17 protein-coding genes and 4 pseudogenes are annotated in these 21785 nt (G+C 73.7%); 6 read left to right on the top strand and 15 right to left on the bottom strand.

Annotated elements, in window-relative coordinates:
• Positions 1–3 precede the first annotated feature (3 nt).
• Positions 4–1869: a CYTH and CHAD domain-containing protein gene (locus tag BJF81_RS09515; RefSeq protein WP_075958128.1), complete on the bottom strand. Its 1866-nt coding sequence runs from the start codon at positions 1867–1869 to the stop codon at positions 4–6.
• Positions 1870–1938: 69 nt separating this feature from the next.
• Between BJF81_RS09515 and BJF81_RS09520 the strand changes: the two genes are divergently transcribed.
• A complete protein-coding gene (locus BJF81_RS09520) occupies positions 1939–3384 on the top strand; it encodes a DUF222 domain-containing protein (protein ID WP_083664121.1) in 1446 nt (481 codons plus the stop codon).
• Here BJF81_RS09520 and BJF81_RS09525 read toward each other — a convergent pair.
• From BJF81_RS09525 to BJF81_RS09545, 6 genes and pseudogenes are all read right to left on the bottom strand, one after another.
• Complete coding sequence (locus BJF81_RS09525; RefSeq protein WP_075958130.1) at positions 3332–4603, bottom strand: MFS transporter; 1272 nt, start codon at positions 4601–4603, stop codon at positions 3332–3334. The two genes, BJF81_RS09520 and BJF81_RS09525, sit on opposite strands and share 53 nt — an antisense overlap.
• A complete protein-coding gene (locus tag BJF81_RS09530; protein WP_083664122.1) occupies positions 4587–5696 on the bottom strand; it encodes an ATP-binding protein in 1110 nt (369 codons plus the stop codon). Before BJF81_RS09530 ends, BJF81_RS09525 begins: the two co-directional genes overlap by 17 nt.
• Positions 5697–5852: 156 nt before the next feature.
• Positions 5853–7295 carry a basic amino acid/polyamine antiporter gene (locus BJF81_RS09535; RefSeq protein ID WP_075958132.1) on the bottom strand — a complete coding sequence of 481 codons (1443 nt, stop codon included), beginning with the start codon at positions 7293–7295 and terminating at the stop codon, positions 5853–5855.
• A 4-nt stretch (positions 7296–7299) separates the two neighbouring features.
• A complete protein-coding gene (locus BJF81_RS09540; protein WP_274703401.1) occupies positions 7300–7770 on the bottom strand; it encodes an SIR2 family NAD-dependent protein deacylase in 471 nt (156 codons plus the stop codon).
• 80 nt (positions 7771–7850) lie between these two features.
• Positions 7851–7991 (bottom strand): annotated as a pseudogene (locus tag BJF81_RS20555) (Sir2 family NAD-dependent protein deacetylase); the annotation flags it as partial.
• An 80-nt stretch (positions 7992–8071) separates the two neighbouring features.
• Positions 8072–8656, bottom strand: coding sequence for a protein-L-isoaspartate O-methyltransferase family protein (locus BJF81_RS09545; RefSeq protein ID WP_237770156.1), 585 nt, complete (start codon positions 8654–8656; stop codon positions 8072–8074).
• Positions 8657–8706: 50 nt separating this feature from the next.
• Between BJF81_RS09545 and BJF81_RS09550 the strand changes: the two genes are divergently transcribed.
• Entirely contained in the window at positions 8707–11187 is a 2481-nt protein-coding gene (locus BJF81_RS09550) for an excinuclease ABC subunit A (RefSeq protein ID WP_158068650.1), read from the top strand.
• 98 nt (positions 11188–11285) lie between these two features.
• Here BJF81_RS09550 and BJF81_RS09555 read toward each other — a convergent pair whose 3' ends face one another.
• The 3 genes from BJF81_RS09555 to BJF81_RS18000 are packed head-to-tail and all read right to left on the bottom strand — an operon-like array spanning position 11286 to position 13254.
• Positions 11286–11963, bottom strand: a complete 678-nt coding sequence (locus BJF81_RS09555; RefSeq protein ID WP_075958133.1) for a response regulator transcription factor — start codon at positions 11961–11963, stop codon at positions 11286–11288.
• Positions 11960–12823 carry a sensor histidine kinase gene (locus BJF81_RS09560; RefSeq protein ID WP_237770157.1) on the bottom strand — a complete coding sequence of 288 codons (864 nt, stop codon included), beginning with the start codon at positions 12821–12823 and terminating at the stop codon, positions 11960–11962. The genes BJF81_RS09555 and BJF81_RS09560 overlap by 4 nt, the downstream gene beginning before the upstream one ends.
• Positions 12817–13254: a hypothetical protein gene (locus BJF81_RS18000; protein WP_158068652.1), complete on the bottom strand. Its 438-nt coding sequence runs from the start codon at positions 13252–13254 to the stop codon at positions 12817–12819. The genes BJF81_RS09560 and BJF81_RS18000 overlap by 7 nt, the downstream gene beginning before the upstream one ends.
• A 164-nt stretch (positions 13255–13418) precedes the next feature.
• Here BJF81_RS18000 and BJF81_RS09565 point away from each other — a divergent pair.
• Both BJF81_RS09565 and BJF81_RS09570 read left to right on the top strand, forming a co-directional pair.
• Positions 13419–14320, top strand: a pseudogene (locus tag BJF81_RS09565) (ABC transporter ATP-binding protein).
• Positions 14321–14421: 101 nt separating this feature from the next.
• Complete coding sequence (locus BJF81_RS09570) at positions 14422–15246, top strand: ABC transporter permease (protein WP_141337062.1); 825 nt, start codon at positions 14422–14424, stop codon at positions 15244–15246.
• Between the two features lie 78 nt (positions 15247–15324).
• Here the strand turns inward: BJF81_RS09570 and BJF81_RS09575 are convergent, their stop codons facing one another.
• The 4 genes and pseudogenes from BJF81_RS09575 to dnaK form a co-directional block, all read right to left on the bottom strand.
• Positions 15325–15768 carry a heat shock protein transcriptional repressor HspR gene (locus BJF81_RS09575; RefSeq protein ID WP_075958134.1) on the bottom strand — a complete coding sequence of 148 codons (444 nt, stop codon included), beginning with the start codon at positions 15766–15768 and terminating at the stop codon, positions 15325–15327.
• A pseudogene (locus BJF81_RS09580) lies at positions 15768–16836 on the bottom strand (DnaJ C-terminal domain-containing protein). Before BJF81_RS09580 ends, BJF81_RS09575 begins: the two are co-directional and overlap by 1 nt.
• A gap of 109 nt (positions 16837–16945) precedes the next feature.
• Positions 16946–17623 carry a nucleotide exchange factor GrpE gene (locus BJF81_RS09585; RefSeq protein WP_075958135.1) on the bottom strand — a complete coding sequence of 226 codons (678 nt, stop codon included), beginning with the start codon at positions 17621–17623 and terminating at the stop codon, positions 16946–16948.
• A pseudogene (dnaK, locus tag BJF81_RS09590) lies at positions 17620–19525 on the bottom strand (molecular chaperone DnaK). Before dnaK ends, BJF81_RS09585 begins: the two are co-directional and overlap by 4 nt.
• A 683-nt stretch (positions 19526–20208) precedes the next feature.
• Here dnaK and BJF81_RS18005 point away from each other — a divergent pair.
• On the top strand, positions 20209–20493 hold the full coding sequence (locus BJF81_RS18005) for a PadR family transcriptional regulator (RefSeq protein ID WP_158068653.1): 285 nt from the start codon (positions 20209–20211) through the stop codon (positions 20491–20493).
• Complete coding sequence (locus tag BJF81_RS09600; RefSeq protein WP_143780767.1) at positions 20486–20893, top strand: hypothetical protein; 408 nt, start codon at positions 20486–20488, stop codon at positions 20891–20893. Before BJF81_RS18005 ends, BJF81_RS09600 begins: the two co-directional genes overlap by 8 nt.
• Positions 20894–21396: 503 nt before the next feature.
• Here BJF81_RS09600 and BJF81_RS18010 read toward each other — a convergent pair.
• Complete coding sequence (locus BJF81_RS18010) at positions 21397–21552, bottom strand: hypothetical protein (protein WP_158068654.1); 156 nt, start codon at positions 21550–21552, stop codon at positions 21397–21399.
• Positions 21553–21785: the final 233 nt, after the last annotated feature.

Here is a 21785-nt window from a genome sequence, read left to right on the forward strand (position 1 = left end):
CGGTCACGGACCCAACCCCAGAGCGCGGCCCAGCGCGGCATCCGCCCGGGCCACCAGGCCCGGCACCCGCGCGAGGTCGTCACCGGTCACCACCCCCAGGCTGAAGCCGGGGACCCCCGTTCGCTCCGCCGTCCCCGCCAGCTCGAGCAGCCGGGCCCGGGCGACCACGACGTCCTGCAGCTCGCCCAGGACCTCGGTGACCTCCTCCCACCGGCGGGCGGACTCCTCGGCGTCGGGACCCAGGGCAGGGGCCAGCGCCTCCCACGCGTAACGGACCGCCTTGGCCCGTCTGCGGGTCACGTGCCGCTCGTGGAGGGCCTCCGGACCGGCGGGGTCGTCGTGCGCACGGGTGCGGCGGACGGAACGTGCGACCCGGCCCGCTGCCTTCTCGACGAGGGCGGGCAGCACCTCGTCGGCACGACGTCCGGCCCGCCCCCTCCACGGCGGGTCGGCCAGCAGGTCCAGCAGGCTGTCGGTCAGCGCGAGGTAGCGCTCGCCGCCCATCCCCTCGACGAGGGCCTCGTGGGCGCGGGCGTGCTCCTCCGTCAGGCGGGCGCGGGCGAGGCCGACCACGTCGCCCACGACGAGCTCCGGCGGCAGGCCCTCCAGCCTGCCCAGCACGCGGTCCCGCACCACCTCGGCGTTGCGCGGCGCACCGAGGAGCCCGGCCAGCCAGGCCACCTCGTCCCGGAGCGGGTCGGTCACCTCCCGGTCGAGCAGCCGGTCGAAGGTCCGCAGGGCGCTGCGCAGCCGTCGGGTGGCGACCCGGGCCTTGTGGACGGCGTCCGGCGCGTCGGCCCTCAGGTCCTCCTCCCGCCCGACGATCCCGGCGACCTGGGTGGAGAGGTAGGAGTGGAGGACGGCCGCGGCGGGGTCCCGCGACCGCAGGCTCTCGCCCCGGGCCGCCCGGTCCGGCCGCTTGCCCAGGGCGCGGCCCAGCTTGGACGGGGAGTCGGACGGCAGGACACCCTGGGCCGCGAACCTCTCGCTCACCTCGTCCAGCAACGCGTCGTCGACGGCGGCGGGGACCAGCTCCACCTCGAGCTCGCGCCACCGGCGGTCCTCGGGGAGCGCGACGACACGGTCGTCGCACAGGGTCGCCACGACGCTGCCCCCGTCGTCGAGCAGGTCGGTCTGCGTGCGCTCGGTCAGGAGGGTGGCCACCGGCAGCAGCGTCGCCTCCACGCCCGTGGGCCAGGCCGGGCCGAGGGCGGCGGCGACCGCGCGCAGGTGACCGGCAGGCACCCGCGTCCGTCCCGGCCCCTGGGTCATCGCTGCGTGCAGCTCGAGGCGCGACCCGTCAGGACGGGGCAGCTTGGCGTGCCAGCCCTCGTCCGGGCCACCCTCCCGCCGGCGCAGCGTGACCCGGTGCCGGATCAGCAGCAGGTCGGCGGTGTCGAGGTAGACGGCGCGCATCCGGTGGACCTGCGACCTGCCCGTGCGGAGCAGCCCGTCGAGGTCGGGCAGCTGCTGCCCGTCGGACAGCGCGAACGTCCGTTCCCGCTCGACCTGCTGGGAGCTCACGGCCCCGCCCGGCCCGCAGCGCGCGGGCTCACCGCTCGTCCGGGTCCGGGATCGGGGGGCGGTGGTCGCCGGGCTCGTCGTACCAGCCTCGTGCTCGCGGGCGACCTCGATGAACCGCTCGCGCAGCCCCTCGTACGCCCCGCCCCCGGAGGCGTCCGGCAGGCGGGTGTCCAGGACGTAGACCGCCCACTCGTGGTCCTCGTCGTCCTCCTCGGTCCGGGCCGCCTCGCGCAGCACCCGGACCTGCGCGAACCCCTCCTCGCGCAGCTCCGCTGCCAGCTCCTCGGCGACGTCGCGGTCCGGCAGGATGATGAGGTGCTCGCTGCCTGCGTGCGGTGTGCTCACGGACCCAGGGTATGGGGTCCGCCGCGCCGGTCGGGCGGGTGTGTCGGTGGCCTTGCCTACGTTCGTCCTATGGGGCAGACGTGGGGAGGGGAGGTTCTGCGGACGACCGCGGGGGCGGTGGTCCGGCAGGGGGCGCTGCCGCCGTCGCGGCTGCCGGGGGAGCGGGTGCTCGGGAGCCTGCGGGAGGCCGGGCGGGAGGCGGTGCTGGCCGACCTGGCGGCCGGGGACGTGGCCCTGGTCCAGGACGCCGACCTGGACGCGGCCCTGGGAGCGACGTCGACGGTGGCCGCGGCGGTGGAGCGGGCCCGGGTGCGGCTGGCGGTGGAGGCGACCGGGCGGGGGTTGCCCACCGCGGCCGGGATGGGACTGGCCGACTGGTTGGGCCTGCGCTGCCCGGAGCTGTCCCGGGGCGTGCTGCAGGACCTGGTCCGCCTGGCCCAGGCCGGGCAGGAGGCCGTGCACGCGCCCCTGGTGCAGGGGGTCCTGACCGGGGGGATGCCGCTGGCCCGGGCAGCGCGGCTGCACCGGGCGCTGACCCGCATCCGCGGCGCCCTGGCCCCCGGGGACTACGACCAGGCGGTGGGCCTGCTGGCCGAGACCGGGTGCAACCCGGTGTTCGAGGAGGCCGACATCACCCGGGTGACCAACCGGCTGCTGGCGGCCTGCCTGCCCGAGCGCGACCACGAGGACCGGCGCACCGCCCAGCAGCAGCTGCGCGACGTGCACGAGTCGTCCCTGGCCGACGGGTCCGTGAAACGGATCATCCTGACCTTCGGGCAGGACGGCGACTACCAGGCCGTCCGCGCCATCCTGCGCTCACCGTTGGCGGCACCGGCCACCGCCGAGGAGACCGCGGCCACCGGGCAGCAGGACACCCGCACGCCCGGGCAGCGCCGCTACGACGCGTTGATGACCGTGCTGCGCCGTGGGGTGGCCGGCACGAAGGGTGAGCCGACCACGCCCAAGGCCACGCTGCTGGTCACCATGGACCTGGACACCCTGCGACGCGACCTGGCGGCCACCGGCGGGCGGGTGCCCGGGTGCGGGACCACCCTGGAGGGGGACCTGGTCGCCGCGGAGTCGGTCCGCCGGCTGGCGTGCGAGGCCGACCTGATCCCCCTGGTCCTGGGCGGGGACGGTGAAGTCCTCGACCAGGGCCGCCGCAAGCGCCTGGTCACCCCCGGACAACGGGTCCGGCTGGCCGTGCGCGACCAGGCTGCACCATCCCCGGGTGCACCGTGCCCGCCACCTGGTGCGACGCCCACCACGTCCTCCCCTGGGCCAACGGCGGCCGCTCCGACCTGTCCAACTACGCCCTGCTCTGCCCACGCCACCACACCTGGGTCCACGAGCACGGCCTCACCGCCACCATCACCGCCCACGGCGTCATCTGGCACCTCAGATGACCCCGCCCCGCACCCGGCCCACCACCGGCCGGGCCACACCCATGCCCGCAGGGACGTCAGCTCGCCCCCACCTGGGAGCTGTCGTGGTCCTGGCCCTGGTGCAGGGTGAGAGGCTCCGGTGTCCGCAGCCACGGCACGGCGCCGAGGACGCAGATCACCCCGGTGACGGCGAACGCCACCGTGAAGCCCCACGTGTCGGCGACCAGGCCGATGAGGATCGGGCCCACGATGGCACCTCCGTCCTGGGCCATCTGGAAGACCGAGAGCACCTTGCCCGCGTTGCGCTCCTGCCCGACGACGTCGGCCACGGCGGCCTGCTGGCCCGGGTTCACCATGCCTGCCCCCACCCCCGAGACGACGGCGAGGGCGAGCAGGACGGCCAGGCCGACGGTGCTGGAGGCCGGCACGGTGGCCAGCCCCATCAGCCCCATCCCCGCACCCATGACGAGCAGGCCCACCATCACCAGCGGCCGGCGCCCCACCCGGTCGGCGGCGCGGCCGGAGAACTGCAGCGTGACGGCCGTGCCCACCGCGCTGACGGCGAGCACGACGCCGGCCGCCCAGGGCTGGTCGAGTACGGCGATCGCCAGCAGCGGCAGGACCGCCATCCGGACCCCGAAGTTGGTCCAGCCGTTGGCCACGCCGGAGGCCAGGGCCGCCCGGTAGACCGGGGAGGCCCAGGCCTGCGCGAGGGTCATCGTGGGCCGCTCCGCCGACCCGGCCGGCGGCGCCGGCAGGCGCTCCCCACCCAGGCCCACGGCGACCACGACGGCCGCGACGACCAGCACCACGGCATACACGACGAAGGGGGCACGCAGGCCGAACCCGGCGAGCAGGCCGCCCAGCAGGGGACCGGCCATCCCGCCGATGAGGAAGGCGGAGGCGTAGGCCGAGGAGACCCGGCCCCGCAGCCGCGGCGGCGCCAGCCGCACGAGCAGCGCCATGGCCGAGATGGTGAACATCGTCGAACCGATGCCGCCGAGGCCCCGGAACAGCAGGAGCTGGCCGTAGGACTGGGCGAACGCGGTGGCCAACGAGGAGACGGCGACGACGAGCAGGCCGGCGAGGTAGACCGGCCGCTCCCCCAGCCGGGAGACCAGGGCACCGCCGGCGGGGGCGAAGACGAGCCGGAAGAAGGCGAACGCGGACACCACCACCGAGGCCGCGGCCACGCCGACGTCGAACGAGCGCGCGTAGGCCGGCAGCACCGGCGAGACGATGCCGAAGCCGAGCGCGATGACGAAGGCGGCGCCGACGAGGATCCAGATGGGACGGGGGATCCGGTTCGCGTCGGCGCGGCCGGTCGGCCGGTCAGCGGGGCTGGGCACGCAGGTACTCCCTCAGGTAGGGCAGGGTGACGTCGACGTAGCCGTGGCCGGTGGCGCGGATGAGCTCGCGTCCGATGAGGCGGGCGCGGTAGACGTTCTGCTGCTGCATCGGTACCCCCGTCCGCTCGGCGATCTCGCGGGTGGAGGACGGCCCGTCGTCCACGGCCATGGCGCGCAGGTAGGAACGTTGACCCTCGGGCAGGGGCGCGACCGCCGGCGCGTGCACCAGCCGCCCCATGCGCTCGACGACCAGGGGCCTGGTGCGGTGCACGTCCCGGGCGGTGATCTCCTCCGGGGCGGGATCCATCCGCCAGGCGTGGTAGCCGACGAGCTGCAGCAGGTAGGGGTAGCCGTGGGCGACGTCGACGAACGCACCGGCCGCCTCCGGGCCGAGCGTGCGGCCGGCCTCGCCCACGGTGGCCCGGGCCGCCTCGGCGACCTCCTCGTCGGTGAGCAGGTCCAGGTGCACGCGTTCGGCCCGCCGGAGGAAGGTGGTGCCGCCCTGGCGCAGGAGCTGGTCGACGCCCACGGGCAGGCCGGCCGCGGCGAAGGCCACCTCGCGCTCGTCCCGCACCAGGTGCTGGTAGACGGTCGCGAACCTGCCGACGACGTCGGGGTCGGCGTCCTGGACCTCGTCGAGGGTGAACATCATGCCGGTCTCGTGCACCGCCAGGACCTCGCTGAGCCGCCCCAGCATCCGGGTCAGCGACTGCCGGACCGGGTAGCGGTCCTCCACGTCGGTGGACACCGACCCCAGCCCGCTGATCCCTCCCCCGGTGAGCCGGCGTCGCACCGCCATGGTGTCGTGCTCCGCGAGCAGGGCGGGCACCGTCGAGCCCTCCAGCTCCTCGAGCATGTCCGTCCCCTCGGGCAGGCGCAGCACCAACCATCCCCGCGTGCGGGCGATCTCCTCCAGCTCGTTGAGGACGACCGTCTTGCCCATCCCCCGGGGACCGCTGACGAGCAGGGACCGCAGCGGGGACCCGGGCCCCTCGTCGAGGGCCACGTCGAAGTCCTGCAGCAGGTCCTGCCGGCCGGCGAGCACCCGGGGCGAGACGCCGAAGCTGGGCCGGAACGGGTTGTTCGCGGGCATACGGGTCACCTCCTCGGCAAGCGCGGTCGGGGACGTCGCGCCGGTGGGCGGGCCGGGCGCTGTGTCATCTGTTACATCTTCGGGACGTTGTTACATCTGTTGCATCTTTGATGGAGAAGGTCAGCCTACCGGGGCCGACCGACACCCCCGTCCCCCTCAGACCTGCAGCCCGCCGGTCAGTAGGCCGACGGCCGCCCAGCCGGCCGCCACGACGATCCCCGCGGCGAGCGCCACCTCCCAGCCCCGCAGCACCGGCCGGCCCTGCTCGCGCCGGGTCCAGGCGTGCGCGACCAGGCCCACGGCGTAGAACACCGAGGACATCAGCAGGTAGGACAGCCCGCCGGCGTAGAGCAGCCACAGCGCGTAGACCGTGCTCACCCCCGTGAAGACCACGGCGGTCCCGCCCCCACCACCTCCGCGGGCGGCCAGGCGGAGCGCGTAGAGGGAGGAGACGAGGTAGGGCACCAGCATCATGGAGCCGGACATGAGGATGACGTCGTAGTAGGCCGCCCCCCGGAAGTGCGCCCAGACCAGCGCCACCTGCAGCACCGCCGTTGTCAGCAGGATCGCCCGACGCGGCACGCCCGGGCGCGGCTCCTCCCCCAGCATCCTGGGCAGCCCGCCGGCCCGCGCCGTCGAGGCCAGGATCTCGGCGCAGAGCAGCTGCCAGGCCAGGAAGGCCCCGCCCACGGACACGAGCAGCCCCACCGAGATGAGCACCGCCCCCCAGCGCCCGACGACCGCCTCGAGCACGCCGGCCAGGGACGGGTCCTGCAGGTCGGTCAGCTCGGGCCGGGTGAGGATGCCCGCGGCGAGGAGGTTGACCGCCACGAGCAGGGTGAGCACGAGCGCGAAGCCCATGACGGTGGCCCGTCCGACGTCCCCGTCGCGCCGGGCCCGGCGGGCGAAGACGGTCGCGCCCTCGATGCCGAGGAAGGCCCACACGGTGACGAGCATCATCGCGCGCACCTGGTCGAAGACCGGGCCGAGGTCCTCCTGCCGGCCCCACAGGTCGACCGTGAACACGGCCGGGTCGAACGCCATGACGCCGACGACGAGGAAGACGAGGATCGGCACGAGCTTGGCGACCGTCACCACGACGTTGACCGCGCTGGCCTCGCGCACCCCCCGCAGCAGGAGCGCCGCATACCCCCAGAGGACGACGGTGCCGCCGAGGGTGCTCACCCAGGTGGTCCCGTCGCCGAAGACCTCCCAGAACAGCCCCAGGGTGGAGAAGATGAGCACGAGGTAGGCCAGGTCGCCCAGCCAGGCGCTGATCCAGTAGCCCCAGGCCACGAGGGTGGCCGGCATCGGGCCGAACCCGTCCCGCGCGTAGCCGTACAGGCCACCGTGCGTGTCGGCGGCCCGCCGGCCCAGGAACTGGAAGGTCAGCGCCAGGGCCAGCATCCCGACGCCGGTGACCGCCCAGCCCACGAGCAGCGCACCCGGGGCGGCCGGGCCGGCGGCCATGTTCTGCGGGATGGAGAAGATCCCGGCACCGACCATCGAGCCGACGACGACCCCGGTGAGGGCCACCACGCCGAGGCGGGTCCCGTCGGTGCGCCCGGTGCGGTCCGCGGGTCGCGTGTCCGTGCTCACCGGGTCAGGGTATGCCGCCGCCCAGCTCCTCCAGCAGCGCGGGCAGGGCGGTGGCCGCGGTGGCGCGCCAGACCTCGTCCGCGGCCTCGCTCACCGCGGTCGGGGCGGGGTTCACCTCGACCACCGGGACCCCGCGGGCCCCGGCCAGGTGCGGGATCGTCGCGGCCGGGTGGACCAGGCCGGAGGTGCCGACGACGAGGACGAGGTCCGCCTCCTGGACCGCGTCGACCGCGGCGAGGAAGTCCGCCTCCGGCAGCGCCTCGTCGAACCAGACGACCCCTGGCCGGACCGTCCCACCGCAGTCGGTGCAGGTCGGCGGGTCCAGCCGGCCCACCGGTTCCGCCAGCTCCGGGTATGCCGCGTCGCTGGGCCGGTCGCACACGCTGCACCGGAGCGCGAAGAGGCTGCCGTGCACGTGGGCCAGGACCTGCGCACCGGCCCGCTCGTGCAGGTCGTCGACGTTCTGCGTGGCCACGTCCAGCCGCACCCCCGGACGGCCTGCCAGCCGGCGAGCGCCCGGTGCCCGGCGTTGGGCAGGGAGCGGCGCACGAGGGTGGCGCGCCAGGCGTACCAGGCCCACACCTGGGCAGGGTCGGCGGCCCAGGCGTGCGGGGTCGCCAGCTCCGTCGGGTCGAAGCGTTCCCACAGCCCCACCTGGGCGTCCCGGAAGGTCGGGATCCCCGACTCGGCCGACATCCCGGCCCCGGTGAGCACGCACACCCGCTCCGCACCGGCGGCCAGGTCGAGGACCCGCGGCGGGACGCGGCCGACGCCGGTCACGAGCCCTGGAGCGGGACGAAGCGGTACCACCCCGGCGCCGGCTCGACGCGTGGCTCGCCGTCGACCCGCGTGACCGTCACCAGCCGCCCCTCCAGCGGCAGCACCATCAGCCCGTCGTCGGCCAGCTGGTCGACGAGCGGCCGCGGCAGCTCCCGGGCCATCGCCGAGACGAGGATCCGGTCGAACGGCGCGGCCTCGGGCGCCCCCAGCTCCCCCTCCCCCGCGACGCGGACGGCGGCGTGGTCGAGCCCGTCGCGCCGCAGCCGGGCGGCGGCGTCCTCGACCAGCTCGGGCACGACGTCGACCCCGACGACCGAGCCCTCGGGACCGACCAGCCGGGCCAGGATGGCCGTCGTCCAGCCGGACCCGCTGCCGACGTCGAGCACCCGCTGGCCGGGCCGGACGTCGAGCAGCTCGAGCATGGTCCGCACGGTCGTGGGCTGGGAGCAGGTCGCCTCGTGCCCGATCGCCACCGGCGCGTCGATCCCTGCCCGGTCGCGGGCCTCCTCGGGCAGGTAGTCGGCCCGGGGCGTGCCCTCCATGGCCTGGCGGACCGCGGCGCCGCGTCGTCGTCCGAACACCCCTCCACGGTATGCCGTCGCGCGCCCGTGCGCCGCCCTAGTCTGTCCGGGTGGCTCCCAGCACCCGCGCGTCGGACCCGGGCATCCCCGGACCGGCCGCCCAGATCCAGGTCCGCGGTGCCCGGCTGCACAACCTGCGCGACGTCGACGTCGACCTGCCCCGGGACGCCCTCGTCGCGGTGACCGGCGTGTCCGGGTCCGGCAAGTCCAGCCTCGCGTTCGGCACCGTCCACGGGGAGGCGCAGCGCCGCTACCTCGACTCGGTGGCCCCCTTCGCCCGCCGGCTCATCCACGCCGCGGTCGACCCGCAGGTGCGGGACGTGCGCGGGCTGCCGCCGACGGTGGCGCTGGAGCAGGGCCGGGGCGGGGGGATGTCGTCGCGCTCCACGGTCGGTACCGTCACCACCGCGGGTAGCACCCTGCGGATGCTGTGGTCGCGGTGCGGGACCTATCCGGACGGCGTGGACCCGATGGACTCCGACCACTTCTCCACCAACACCGCCGTCGGTGCCTGCCCGGGGTGCGGCGGGCTGGGCGTGCGCCACGTGCCCACCGAGGCCTCGATGGTGCCCGACCCCTCGCTCTCGATCGCCGAGGGGGCGGTCGCGGCGTGGCCGGGGGCGTGGCTGGGCAAGAACTACCGCGACATCGTGGCCACGCTGGGGCACGACGTCGACCTCCCGTGGCGCGACCTGCCGCGGGAGACCCGGGACTGGATCCTGTTCACCGACGAGCAGCCCGTCGTCACCGTGGTGCCGACGCGCGACCCGGAGCGCATCCAGCGGCCCTACCAGGGCACCTTCTCCTCCGCGTCCCGCTACGTGCTGCGCACCCTGGCCGAGACGCGGTCGGCGACCCAGCGGCACCGGGCCCTCCGGTCCGTGGAGACCCGGCCGTGCGAGGTCTGCGGAGGTCGTCGGCTCCGGCCGGACGCCCTGGCGGTCACCTGGGCCGGCCTGGCGTTCGACGAGGCGTCGGCCACGGCCGTCTCGGACCTGCTGGCGCTGATGCGGTCCCGGCTCGGGCAGCTGCCCGACGGGGGAGGGACGGCCTCGACGGAGGCCGAGCGGGTGCTCCTGGAGGACCTCGTGGGCCGCCTCGGCCTCATGGCCGACCTCGGCCTGGGCCACCTCGCCCTCGGCCGCCCGGTGTCGACGGTCAGCTCGGGCGAGCTCCAGCGGCTGCGGCTCGCGACCGCGCTGCGGTCGGGGCTGTTCGGGGTGGTGTACGTCCTCGACGAGCCCTCGGCGGGGCTGCACCCCCAGGACACCGAACGGCTCCTGGCCCTGCTCCGCGAGCTGGTGTCCGCCGGCAACACCGTGCTGGTCGTCGAGCACGACATGGCCGTGGTGCAGCGGTGCGACTGGGTCGTCGACGTCGGCCCGGGCGCCGGGGCCGGGGGCGGCCGGGTCCTGTGGTCCGGGCCGCTGCCGGGCCTGCGGACCGTCGCCGGGTCGGTCACCGCGGACTACCTGGACCGGCCGGTGCACGTCGAGGAGGTCCGGTCCGCGGGCGATCCGCGTCCCGGGTCGGGCCGGCTGTCCCTCACCGGCCTGACCCGGCACACCGTCCGGGGCGTCGACCTCGACCTGCCCCTGGGGGCCCTCACCGTCGTCACCGGCATCTCCGGCTCCGGCAAGACGAGCCTGCTCGACGCCGTGCACGACGTGGTGGGGGCCGAGCTGGCCCGGGTCGAGGACGAGGCCGCGCCCGAGGGGGACGACGAGGAGGAGGCACCCGAGGGGGCCGCCACCGGACGCGTCGAGGGCAGCGGGGACGGCATCCCCACCCGGGTCGTGCGGATCACCCAGCGCCCGATCGGCCGCTCCCCCCGCTCGACGCTGGCGACCTACACCGGCCTGTGGGACCACGTGCGCCGGCTCTACGCCGCCACCGACGAGGCCCGCGAGCGCGGCTTCGGAGCGGGCCGGTTCAGCTTCAACACCGCCGCCGGACGCTGCCCGACCTGCCAGGGCGAGGGGTCGGTGTCGGTCGAGCTGCTCTTCCTGCCCGGGACCTGGTCCACCTGCCCGGACTGCGGGGGCGACCGGTTCGGGCCGCAGACCCTCCAGGTGCGGTGGCCGGCGCCGGACGGGCGGCTCCTCACGGTGGCGGACCTGCTGCGGCTCACCGTGTCCGAGGCCCTGGTCGTGCTCGCGGACCTCCCCCCGGCCCGACGCGCGCTGGCCGCGCTGGAGGCGCTCGGCCTGGGCTACCTCGCGCTGGGCCAGCCGGCCACCGAGCTCTCCGGCGGCGAGGCGCAGCGGATCAAGCTGGCGACCGAGCTGCAGAAGGAGCGGCGGGCCCCGACGCTCTACGTCATGGACGAGCCCACGTCCGGGCTGCACCCGGCCGACGTGCACCGCCTGCTGGCCCAGCTCCACGCGCTCGTGGACGCGGGCCACACGGTCGTGCTGGCCGAGCACGACCCGGCCGCGGTGGCCACCGCCGACCACGTCGTCGAGCTCGGACCGGGGGCCGGGGACGAGGGGGGACGCGTGATCGGGGCGGGAGAACCCGCCCGGTCCTGACGACGGAGGACCGGTGCACCCCGGGGCCACCGCGAGACCCGGCCCGGCCGTCCTCGATCACACCGTCCTCGACAGAGTCGAGGTCGGCATGGCAGGGCTCAGTGCTCGGCGTCGTGGACGAGAAGGGCGATCTGCACCCGGTTGGCCATGCCCAGCTTGGCGAGGATGCTCGACACGTGCGCCTTGACGGTGGGGACGCCCATGTACAGCTCACGCGAGACGTCCGCGTTGGAGCCGCCCCGGGCGACCGCCCTGGCGACCTCCAGCTCCCGCTCGGTGAGCCGGCCCAGCTCGGCGCGCGCAGTGGCCCCCCGGTCCCGCGACGCGCTCCCGGCATCCCCGGCCCCCGCCACCTGACGGACGAGCAGCGCCGCCACCGAGGGCGAGAGGGCATGGTCACCGCCGGCGACCTCGTGGACCGCGGCCACCAGACGGGCCGGCGGGGTGTCCTTGAGGACGAACCCCCTGGCTCCGGCGCGCAGCGCCTCCAGCACATGGTCGTCGGCGTCGAAGGTCGTCAGGACCAGCACCTTGGCCTCCGGCCACGACCGCAGCACCTCGCGGGTGGCGGTCAGCCCGTCCGTGCGCTCCATCCGGATGTCCATGAGGACCACGTCCGGGCGGTGGCGCCCGACCAGCTCGACGGCCCGGTCGCCGTCGTCCCCCTCGGCGACGACGTCCACGCCGTCGGGCCCGCCGAGCATCATCCGCAGGCCGGCGCGCACCAACGGGTCATCGTCGACCAGGACCACCCGTGGCCGGGCGCCGCTCGTCATGCCGGTTCCACCTGCTCCGGCCACGGCAACCACGCCCGCACGACGAACCGCTCACCCTCCTGCCCCGCCCCGAACCGACCACCGGCGAGCTGGACCCGTTCCTTCATCCCTGCCAGTCCGCGGCCGTCCCCGGAGGCGAACACCCGCCCGGGGACCGGGTTGCTCACCTGGATGCTCAACCCTCCTCCGGGGCGGCCGTCCAGCTCGACCGTCGTCGCCGCTAGCGCCGCGTGGCGACGGGCGTTGGTCAGCGCCTCCTGCACGAGCCGGTAGGCGTGCCGCCCGGTGCTCCCCGGCAGCGACACCGAGCGGAGCCACAGGGAAGGGTCGGCCCGCAGGTGCACCTCCTGCCCGCTGCTGGTCACCTCGGCGACCAGGGAGGGTATACCGCTCAGGCCCGGCTGGGGCGAGAGAGACACCTCGTCCCGGTCGTCGGCACGCAGCACGCCCAGCACCTCCCGCAGCTCGTCGAGGGCCAGGTGCGCCCCCGCCCGGACGACCTCGGCAGCCTCCTTCCTCTCGTCCTCGGACAGGTCGGGGCGGTGCGCCAGCGCACCGGCGTGCATCGCCACGAGCGATAGGCGGTGGGCCAGGACGTCGTGCATCTCGCGGGCGATCCGGGCCCGCTCAGCCAGCTGCGCCTGCGCCACCCGGGCGGCCTGCTCCCGGTTGGCGGTGCTGGCCTCGGCCCGCCAGCTGCGGACGAGCTCGCGCCGGGATCCGATGTTCCACCCCACGAGTACACAGATCGCGTAGACGAGCACCGCGAAGCCGAGGTTGGTCAGGACCGCGTCGTCGGACAGGCCCAGGACCGGTGAGACCACCAGCTCGTAGAAGGTGTCGACCAGCAGGTTCACCACGTGACGAGCACCAGCGCTGGCCAGCGTCGTCGTGTGGCCAGCGAGACCAGGGCCAGCAGGGAGACCGGTGCCGCCATCGCGGAGAACAGGCACAGCAGCCCGGTCACCAGGGCCACCCCGACCGGCCATCGGCGCCGGAACGCCACGACGAACAGAGCCAGGTGACCCACGGCCAGGTCGAGGAGGAGCAGCCCCTCCACCGCACCCGGACCGTCGACGTCCGACCGCCACCCGTCGGTGGCCACCGTCCCGACGAACAACCACACCCCCAGACCGAGCACCCAGACCAGCACCAGGCGCCACCCGTGCTGCCACGGCGAGAGCCGGTCGGCCGCCCCCCTCGACGGGAGGTCCGGCGGTCCGCCGTCGGAGACCGTCCGGGTGTCCGCCACCACCCAGGTCGGGGCCGACGGTGCAGGAGCGTGGGGCATGGGGCCGACTCTAGATCTCCTGGGACGGGTCCGTCCTCCGTCCACCGGCGGTACTACCCCCTCCCAAAGTCTGGGTCGCCCGACCCCGCCCGGAGCCGATGGTCGGCTCCGGTCCCGACGAACGACCGATGCAGGTGCCCCCTGCCGCGACCGAGGCTGGAGCCATGATCACGATCGAGAACCTGACCAAGCGCTACGGCTCCTTCACCGCCGTCGACGACATCACCTTCACCGCCCGGCCAGGGCGGGTCACCGGCTTCCTCGGCCCCAACGGCGCCGGCAAGTCCACCGCTATGCGGATGATGGTCGGCCTGACCACCCCGACGGCCGGGACGGCCCTGGTCCTCGGCCGTGACTACCGCTCGCTGCCCACCCCCACCCGCCACGTCGGTGTCATGCTCGACGCCACCGCCCAGCACGCCGGCCGTACCGGTCGGGAGACCCTGACCCTGGCCGCGACGATGGCCGGGATGCCGCGAAGCTCGGTGGGCGCCGCGCTCGAGCGGGTCGGCCTGACCCCACGCGAGGCCGGACGTCAGGTCGGCAACTACTCCCTCGGCATGCGGCAACGCCTGGGTCTCGCCGGTGCCCTCATCGCCGACCCCCAGGTCCTCATCCTCGACGAACCTGCCAATGGGCTGGATCCCGCCGGCATCCGCTGGATGCGGGGCCTGCTGCGCGAGTACGCCGCCGACGGCGGCACCGTTCTCCTCAGCTCCCACCTCCTGCACGAGGTCGAGCAGATCGCCCAGGACCTGGTGATGATCGGCCGCGGCCGCATCGTCGCACAGGGGACCAGGGAGGAGCTGCTGCGCGACAACGGCACGGTCGTGGCTCCCCCGACCGCACACAGCTGGCCGAGGCCCTGCGCAGGGCCGGCTTCGAGGCCACGCCACGGGCGACCGAGCTGGTCACCACCGCCACCGCCGAGCAGGTCGCCCAGGTGGCCCTGGCCGAGCACCTGCTCGTCACCGAGCTGCACCGCAGCGGGACCGGGCTGGAGGACATGTTCATCCAGCTCACCGCCGACGACGCCCGGGAGGCCGTCACCGAGGGGGCAGCGTGAGCAGCCCCGCCCCGACATCCCTGACGCCCCGGACGGACCTGACCGGAGAGGGGACCACCGACCCACCCCACCGCACCTTCTCAGCCACCCAGGAGGACCTGATGACGACCACGACCGACCGACCCCGGGCCACGCGCCCCCGCCCGACCGCGGAGAAGACGGCATTCCCCGACATCGACGACGCCCGAGGCGTCTCCTTTCGTCGCCTGCTGGGGACCGAGCTGCGCAAGCTCGTCGACACCCGTTCCGGGCGTTGGATGCTGATCGCCATCCTCGCCCTCACCGGGGTCGCCATGGCCGTCCCCCTCTGGATCGGCCGGGACACGGGCAGCGGCATCCTCGGCCTGCTCGTCGCCGCGAGCATCCCCCAGGCCGTCCTCATCCCGGTCCTGGGCATCATGACCGCCGCCAACGAGTGGAGCCAGCGGACCGCGCTCATCACGTTCACCCAGGAACCGAGGCGACTCCGGGTGATGGCGGCCAAGACGGCAGCAGCTGTCCTGCTCGGCATGGCGGTGCTCGCCCTGTCGATCCTGGCCGCCATCCTCGCCCACGTCGCCTCGATGGCGTCGGTCGACGGGCAGGTCGACCTGTCGATCGGCTGGACCCTGCTCGGGCACCTCGTGGTGATCCAGCTGCTGGGCGTCCTGACGGGAGTCGCCTTCGGCGCCCTCCTCCTCAGCGTCCCCCTGGGCATCGTCGCCTATGTGCTCGTGCCCGCCCTGTCGCCGTTGGTGTTCATGGCCACCTCGTGGTTGCGGGAGAACGCAGCCTGGTTGGACATGACGTCCGCGCAGGCTCCGCTCCTGGGAGACGAGGTGCTCACCGGCGAGCAGTGGGCCCAGGTGGGGACCACCAGCGCCCTGTGGATCCTGCTTCCCCTGGTCCTGGGCTTCCGGCGGGTGGCCCGCAAGCAGGTCGCCTAGGAACACGGTCGGTCGAGGTGCGCCGCACCGACCGCTGGCCCCGCACACCCGGACAGGGTGTGCGGGGCCGGCTACGCCTCAGTCCTCGAAGGGCCAGCCCTGCGGGCGCCACAGCGTCAGCGAGGTCCCCGGCGAGGTCTGCCGCGGGCGGGTGCCGGCCCGCAGGGCCACCACCTCGCCGTGCCGCCCGGCGGCGAAGACGCGGGGCAGCTGGCCGACCGCCTCGCGCAGGGCATGGTTCTCGGCGGTGAGCCGGGCCACCCGCGAGCGCAGGTCCTCGACCTCGTTCTCCAGGTCCAGGACCCGGCGGATGCCGGCCAGTCCCACGCCCTCGGCCGAGAGCCGCTGCACCTCCCGGAGCCGGTCGACGTCGCGCGCGGAGTAGCGGCGGCCGCCGCCGCGGGTGCGGGAGGGGACGACCAGGCCGAGCCGGTCGTACTGGCGCAGGGTCTGGGCGTGCATCCCGGCGAGCTCGGCGGCCACCGAGATCACGTAGACGGGAGTGTCACGATCCACGACCATCACCCCTGGGCGCGCCTCATCAGGTCGGCGCGCGGGTCGGTGCCGGATCCTCGGCCCGGAGGGTCTCCACGGCCTCGCGGGCCTCGTCGGAGAGCCGCTGGGGCACGACGACCTGGACCTTGGCCCTGAGGTCGCCGGTGCCGCCCTTGGCCTTGATGCCGCGGCCCTTGACGCGCAGCACCCGGCCGGAGGGGGTGCCCGGGGCGATCCGGACCTTGACCGGGCCGCCCTCCAGGGTCGGCACCTCGACGGTGGCGCCCAGGGCCGCCTCGGCGAAGGTCACCGGCAGGTCGACGGTCAGGTCGTTGCCGTCCCGGCCGAAGACGGGGTGCGGCTGCACGGTGACGTGCAGGATGAGGTCGCCGGGCTCGCCGCCCTGCACGGGCGCGGGCATCCCCTTGCCGCGCAGCCGGATCCGCTGGCCGTCCTTGCGCCGGCGGGGATGCGGGTGGTGATGCGGCCGCCGTCGGGCTTGCTGAGCGAGATCGTGTCGCCGGTCGTCGCCGCCCGGAAGTCGATCGTCGTGCGGGCCTCGACGTCCTGGCCGCGGACCGTGCGGCCGCCGCCGGGGTAGCCCCCGCCCGGGAAGCCGCCGCCACCGGCTCGGCCGTGGCCGCCGCCGGGGAAGCCCTGGCCGCCGAACCCGCCGGCGCCGCCGAAGGCGCCGAGGAGGTCCTCGAGGTCGATGCCGCCCGCGCCGGGGCCGCCGGAGGTGCTGAAGCGCACGTTCTGGGCGCCGCCGCCACCGCCGCCGAACATCTGGGCGAAGACGTCCTCGAAGCCACCGGCGCCACCGGCACCGCCGGGACCGCCAGCGGTGAAGCGGGCGCCTCCGCCCATGGCGCGGATCGCGTCGTACTGCTTGCGCTGCTCGGGGTCGGAGAGGACTGCGTAGGCCTCGCCGATGTCCTTGAAGCGCTGCTCCGCCGCCGCGTCACCGGGCTTGGCGTCCGGATGCCACTCGCGGGCGAGCTTGCGGTAGGTCTTCTTGAGGGTCTTCTCGTCGACGTCCTTGGGCACGCCGAGGATCGCGTAGAAGTCCTTGTCCATCCAGTCCTGGCTCACCACCGGTCCTCACCTCCTCCTTCGTCGTCCCGGCTGCTGCTGTCGTCGTGCTGGTCCCCCGGCCCCGGCCGGTCCGGGGGACCGGCCGGGAGGAGGTATGGCGTGGGTCGGGTCAGCCCGCGTCCGCCACGGCCACCCGGGCCGCGCGGACGACGAGCTCGTTGACCCTGAACCCGGGCTGGACGACCTGGACGATCGTCATGCCGCTGGCTCCCTCGGGCAGGTCCGCCTGCTCGGCGGGCAGGTGCATGAGGGCCTCGTGGACGGTCGGGTCGAACTCCTCGCCGACCTCCCCGACCCGCTCCACGCCGAAGCGGGCCAGCGTGCTCTCCAGCTTCTCCGCGATCGCGGCGAACGGGCCCTCGACGAGGTCGCCGTGCTCGCGCGCGGAGTGGATGTCGTCCATGACGGGCAGCATGGCCTCCACCACCGCGGCGACGGCCCGGTCGCGGTCGCCCTCCCGCTCCCGCTGGGTGCGGTTGCGGAAGTTGACGAACTCGGCCTGCATCCGGCGCATCTCCTCGAGCCGCTCGGCGGCCAGGGCGGTGTCCGGGTGGTCCGCCTGCCCGGCGTCGGCCGACGGACCGTCGGCGGGCGCGTCAGCCGCAGCCTCCGCGTCCTCCTCGGCGGCCCCCGCCCCGGCCGGGGAGGACTGGGCGCCCTCCCCGGCCGTGGCGCGCGGCATACCCGTCTCGGGGTCGATCCGGCGCTTGTCCCGGATCACCGGACCGCGACCGTCCTGGACCTCCTCCTCGGGAGGGGTGTCCGGGGTGTCGGGGTGGTCGGTCACTTGGTCTCCTCGTCGTCCACGACCTCGGCGTCGACGACGTCGCCGTCGTCGCCGGAGCCGCTGCGGCTGCTGTCCACGTCGGCCGCGCCGGTGGCGTCGGCGAACCCGGCCCCCGCGCCGCCGCCCTCGGCACCGGGCTGCTGGGCGTACATCGCCGACCCCATCTTCTGGGACTCGGTGGACAGGGTGTCCATCTTGGCCTTGATGTCCTCGATCGAGGCGCCGGACTCGGGCTTGAGGGCGTCCTTGAGGTCCGTCAGGGCGCTGTCGACCGGGCCGCGCGCGTCGGCCGGGACCTGCTCGCCGGAGTCCGCGAGGAACTTCTCGGTCGAGTAGACCAGCTGCTCGGCGGTGTTGCGGGTCTCGGTCTCCTCGCGCCGCTTCTTGTCCTCCTCGGCGTGCGCCTCGGCGTCCTTGACCATCCGCTCGATCTCCTCCTTGGGCAGCGCGCTGCCGCCGGAGATCGTCATCGACTGCTCCTTGCCCGTGCCGCGGTCCTTGGCGGACACGTGCACGATGCCGTTGGCGTCGATGTCGAAGGTGACCTCGATCTGGGGCACGCCGCGGGGGGGCCGGGGCGATGCCGGTCAGCTCGAAGTTGCCGAGCAGCTTGTTGTGCTGCGCGATCTCCCGCTCGCCCTGGTAGACCTGGATCCCCACCGACGGCTGGTTGTCGCTGGCCGTGGTGAAGACCTCGCTGCGCTTGGTCGGGATCGCCGTGTTGCGCTCGATGAGGCGGGTCATGATGCCGCCCTGGGTCTCGATGCCCAGGCTCAGCGGGGTGACGTCGATGAGCAGCACGTCCTTGCGCTCACCCTTGAGGACGCCGGCCTGCAGGGCCGCGCCGACGGCGACGACCTCGTCCGGGTTGACGCCCTTGTTGGGCTCCTTGCCGCCGGTCATCTTGGTGACCAGCTCGGCCACGGCCGGCATCCGGGTGGAGCCGCCGACGAGGACGACGTGGTCGATCTCGCTGACGGAGATACCGGCGTCCTTGATGACCTGCTCGAAGGGAGCCTTGGTGCGCTCCAGCAGGTCGGAGGTCATCTGCTCGAACTGGGCGCGGGTGAGGGTCTCGTCCAGGTGGATCGGACCGTTCTCGCCCATCGACAGGTACTGCAGGTTCAGCGTGGTGCTGGTCGAGGACGACAGCTCCTTCTTGGCCTGCTCGGCGGCGTCCTTGAGCCGCTGGAGGGCGATCTTGTCCTTGGACAGGTCCACGCCGGACTGGTTCTTCACCGTGGTGACCAGGTGGTCGATGATCCGCTGGTCCCAGTCGTCACCACCGAGCTTGTTGTCACCGTGGGTGGCCTTGACCTGGATGGTCGCGAAGCCGTCCTCGGCGTCCTTGCCCACCTCGAGCAGGGACACGTCGAAGGTGCCGCCACCGAGGTCGAAGACGAGGATGAGCTCGTCCTCCTTGCCCTTGTCCAGCCCGTAGGCCAGGGCGGCGGCGGTCGGCTCGTTGACGATGCGCAGGACGTTGAGGCCGGCGACCTCACCGGCGTCCTTGGTGGCCTGCCGCTCGGCGTCGTCGAAGTAGGCCGGGACGGTCACGACCGCGTCGGTGACCTCCTCGCCCAGGTAGGACTCGGCGTCCCGCTTGAGCTTCATGAGGATGCGGGCACTGATCTCCTGGGCGGTGTACTTCTTGTCGTCCACCGTGGTGCTCCAGTCGGTGCCCATGTGGCGCTTGACGGAGCGGATGGTGCGGTCCACGTTGGTCACGGCCTGCCGCTTGGCGACCTCACCCACGAGGACTTCGCCGTTCTTGGCGAAGCTGACCACGGACGGGGTCGTGCGACCGCCCTCCGCGTTGGCGATGATCTCCGGCTCCCCACCGGTGAGGACGGCGACCGCCGAGTTGGTGGTGCCGAGGTCGATGCCGACTGCACGTCCCATGCGTTGCTCTCCTTGGTATGTCGTGCCGCCGCGCCCGGGCGGGCGCCGCGACGTGGCTTGACACGTCTGCACTCAACCTTGGGGAACCGGTCGTGGTGTTGTCAAACCGGCACTCATCGAAGTTGAGTTCACCTGGCTCAACCACGGTGGTCGAGGTTTCATTCCCCGCTCCGGCGCCGCCCGTCCTGGTTTCCTTGTAGGTTCCTGGCCAACTTGTCGGATTCCTGTTTTCTTGTCGGTCGCGTGTCGAATTCCTGGCATCTTGTCGGACGCGTCAGGCTGAACTCGTGGAGCAACGTGAGCTCCGATCGACGGAGCTGAGGTACTGCAGCGTGGACTGCACCAAGGTCGTCACGAGCCTGGCGGACGTCGAGGCGGGGGAGATCGCGGGCGGGGCGCCGGTGCATGAGCTCTCGTGGCAACCGAGGCAGGGCAACTATCCGGGTGGCTGTGGACGGCTACGACGGGGACCCTGGTGGGTTACGAGAGCCTGCTGGAGCGCGGACCGGGTCCTGCTGGCTGACTTCGACCCGGCCGTGGCCGGAGTCGCTTGTGTGGCCGATCACACCACACTTCTACATAGGTTGTCATTCTACCTAGGTACGTGCTTGACTTCAGTCATGCCACGGCGATCCTGGCCAGCGGAGTGGCAACGCGGCCTTCTCCCAGCAGTCGTCCTGGGGATGCTCAATCAGCGCCCCCAGCATGGCTACGCCATCGCTCAGGAACTTGAACGGTGTGGCTGGGGGACCATTCGGGGAGGGACCTTGTATCCAACCTTTCGGAACCTCGAGGCACAGCAACTGATCGCTGGCACCTGGGAAGCACAGGACCGGGGTCCCGCCCGCAAGTACTACCACCTCACCACGGACGGAGTCCGAGCCGCCGCCGAGCATCGGATCGCCTGGGACAGGCTCTCCCAGTCGATGTCAGGTCTGCTCGGCAGAGAGGAGTCTCACGATGCCTAAGGGAACTCATCAGTACAACGCCAAACTTGCTCGCCTCCTGCGACTGCGCGGGATCGACGAGGCACAGATTCGAGATGCGACATGGTCGGTGGAGTCGCACGTGACAGACAGTGGCAGCACAGCGGAAGAGGCCTTTGGCAGTCCGCGCCGCTATGCCCGCACCTTCACCCAGGCCACGGACACCCCGTCCCGGGGACGGGGCTGGTACGTCCTGGCCTGGCTCATCGCCAGCCTCGCGGCCGCACTGCTCCTGATCTCCTGGAGCGCTCGGGATGACGACGAGGTGCTGGGCCTGTTCTCTCCAGAGGTCGGCATCGTCCTTGGAGCCGCGGTCCTGCTGATCTGGGCGCTCGTCCTGGGCCTGCGGCTGACCCGCCGTCCGGGCCGCCAGCCCGTTTAGCGAAAGGTTGCACATGAGCGGACAGCCAGGATCGGCGCCGGCTCTGGAGCTGAAAGGCCTCACCAAGACCTTCGGGGGACGCGCGCTCTGACAGACCCGTCGCGGCACTCGGCACGACGTCCTACTTCCTTGACCGCCACACGGAGATTGAGGCACAGACCCTAGCGCGGGGCTCGCCCTGGGGGTGCTCTGCAGAGTCACAGGTGCACGCCGCCTACGAGCTTGCTCGGCCCGGATCCGCGAGGCCAGCCTGAGGACTCCGACAAGTTGGTGACACGGCCCTGGTCTCACCGAACCTGTCACCCCGCAGGTCAGCGAGCCATCCCCCGACAGATCATGCGAGAACCTACATTCCTTTTTCCGCCAGCGGCCGCGGTGGTGAGAGGGTGGTGCGGATGAACGAGGTGCACGGGGATGTCTGAGCAGGGCCAGGGGCAGGGGTCCGGGGGTCCGGCGACGCCGGCCCCGGACCGGCTGGCCCCCGGGGAGCCCGAGCAGCTGGCCTACACGCTGGAGACCCGCTTCGCGGCCTCCCGGGACGCCGCCTCGGCCGCGGTCCGGGATGCCGAGCGCGAGCTGGCCGAGGCCACGCAGCGGCGGGAACGCGCCGAGCTGGAGGCGGCCGAGGAGGAGTACACCTCCGACCCGCTGGTGTTCATGCGGCAGTCCGTCTCCGAGGAGGTCGACGCCCTGCGCCGCAAGACGACCGGCAAGAAGGTCAGGGTCTCCTACCGGTTCCTGCTGGACCGGTCGGTGGAGCTGGCCGCCGCCGAGGTGGACCGCTTCCACTCCGACCGGGACGCGGCCCTGCGGGAGGCCCAGGAGGGCCTCGACGCGCTCCGGGAGGCCGAGCAGCGGGCCGCCGCCGCGGTCGAGGCCGCGCACCTGGCGC

The organism is Ornithinimicrobium sp. CNJ-824 (genome assembly GCF_001942405.1).
In the GTDB taxonomy this organism is placed as follows: Bacteria; Actinomycetota; Actinomycetes; order Actinomycetales; family Dermatophilaceae; genus Ornithinicoccus; species Ornithinicoccus kibberensis.

Excerpts from the sequence above, each read along its gene's own strand:
- BJF81_RS09520 (WP_083664121.1), top strand. The coding sequence starts at position 1,939 with ATGGGGCAGACGTGGGGAGGGGAGGTTCTGCGGACGACCGCGGGGGCG.
- BJF81_RS09530 (WP_083664122.1), bottom strand. The coding sequence starts at position 5,696 with ATGCCCGCGAACAACCCGTTCCGGCCCAGCTTCGGCGTCTCGCCCCGG.
- BJF81_RS09555 (WP_075958133.1), bottom strand. The coding sequence starts at position 11,963 with ATGACGAGCGGCGCCCGGCCACGGGTGGTCCTGGTCGACGATGACCCG.
- BJF81_RS18000 (WP_158068652.1), bottom strand. The coding sequence starts at position 13,254 with ATGCCCCACGCTCCTGCACCGTCGGCCCCGACCTGGGTGGTGGCGGAC.
- BJF81_RS09570 (WP_141337062.1), top strand. The coding sequence starts at position 14,422 with ATGACGACCACGACCGACCGACCCCGGGCCACGCGCCCCCGCCCGACC.
- BJF81_RS09575 (WP_075958134.1), bottom strand. The coding sequence starts at position 15,768 with ATGGTCGTGGATCGTGACACTCCCGTCTACGTGATCTCGGTGGCCGCC.
- BJF81_RS18005 (WP_158068653.1), top strand. The coding sequence starts at position 20,209 with ATGCTCAATCAGCGCCCCCAGCATGGCTACGCCATCGCTCAGGAACTT.
- BJF81_RS09600 (WP_143780767.1), top strand. The coding sequence starts at position 20,486 with ATGCCTAAGGGAACTCATCAGTACAACGCCAAACTTGCTCGCCTCCTG.
- BJF81_RS18010 (WP_158068654.1), bottom strand. The coding sequence starts at position 21,552 with ATGAACACCAGCGGGTCGGAGGTGTACTCCTCCTCGGCCGCCTCCAGC.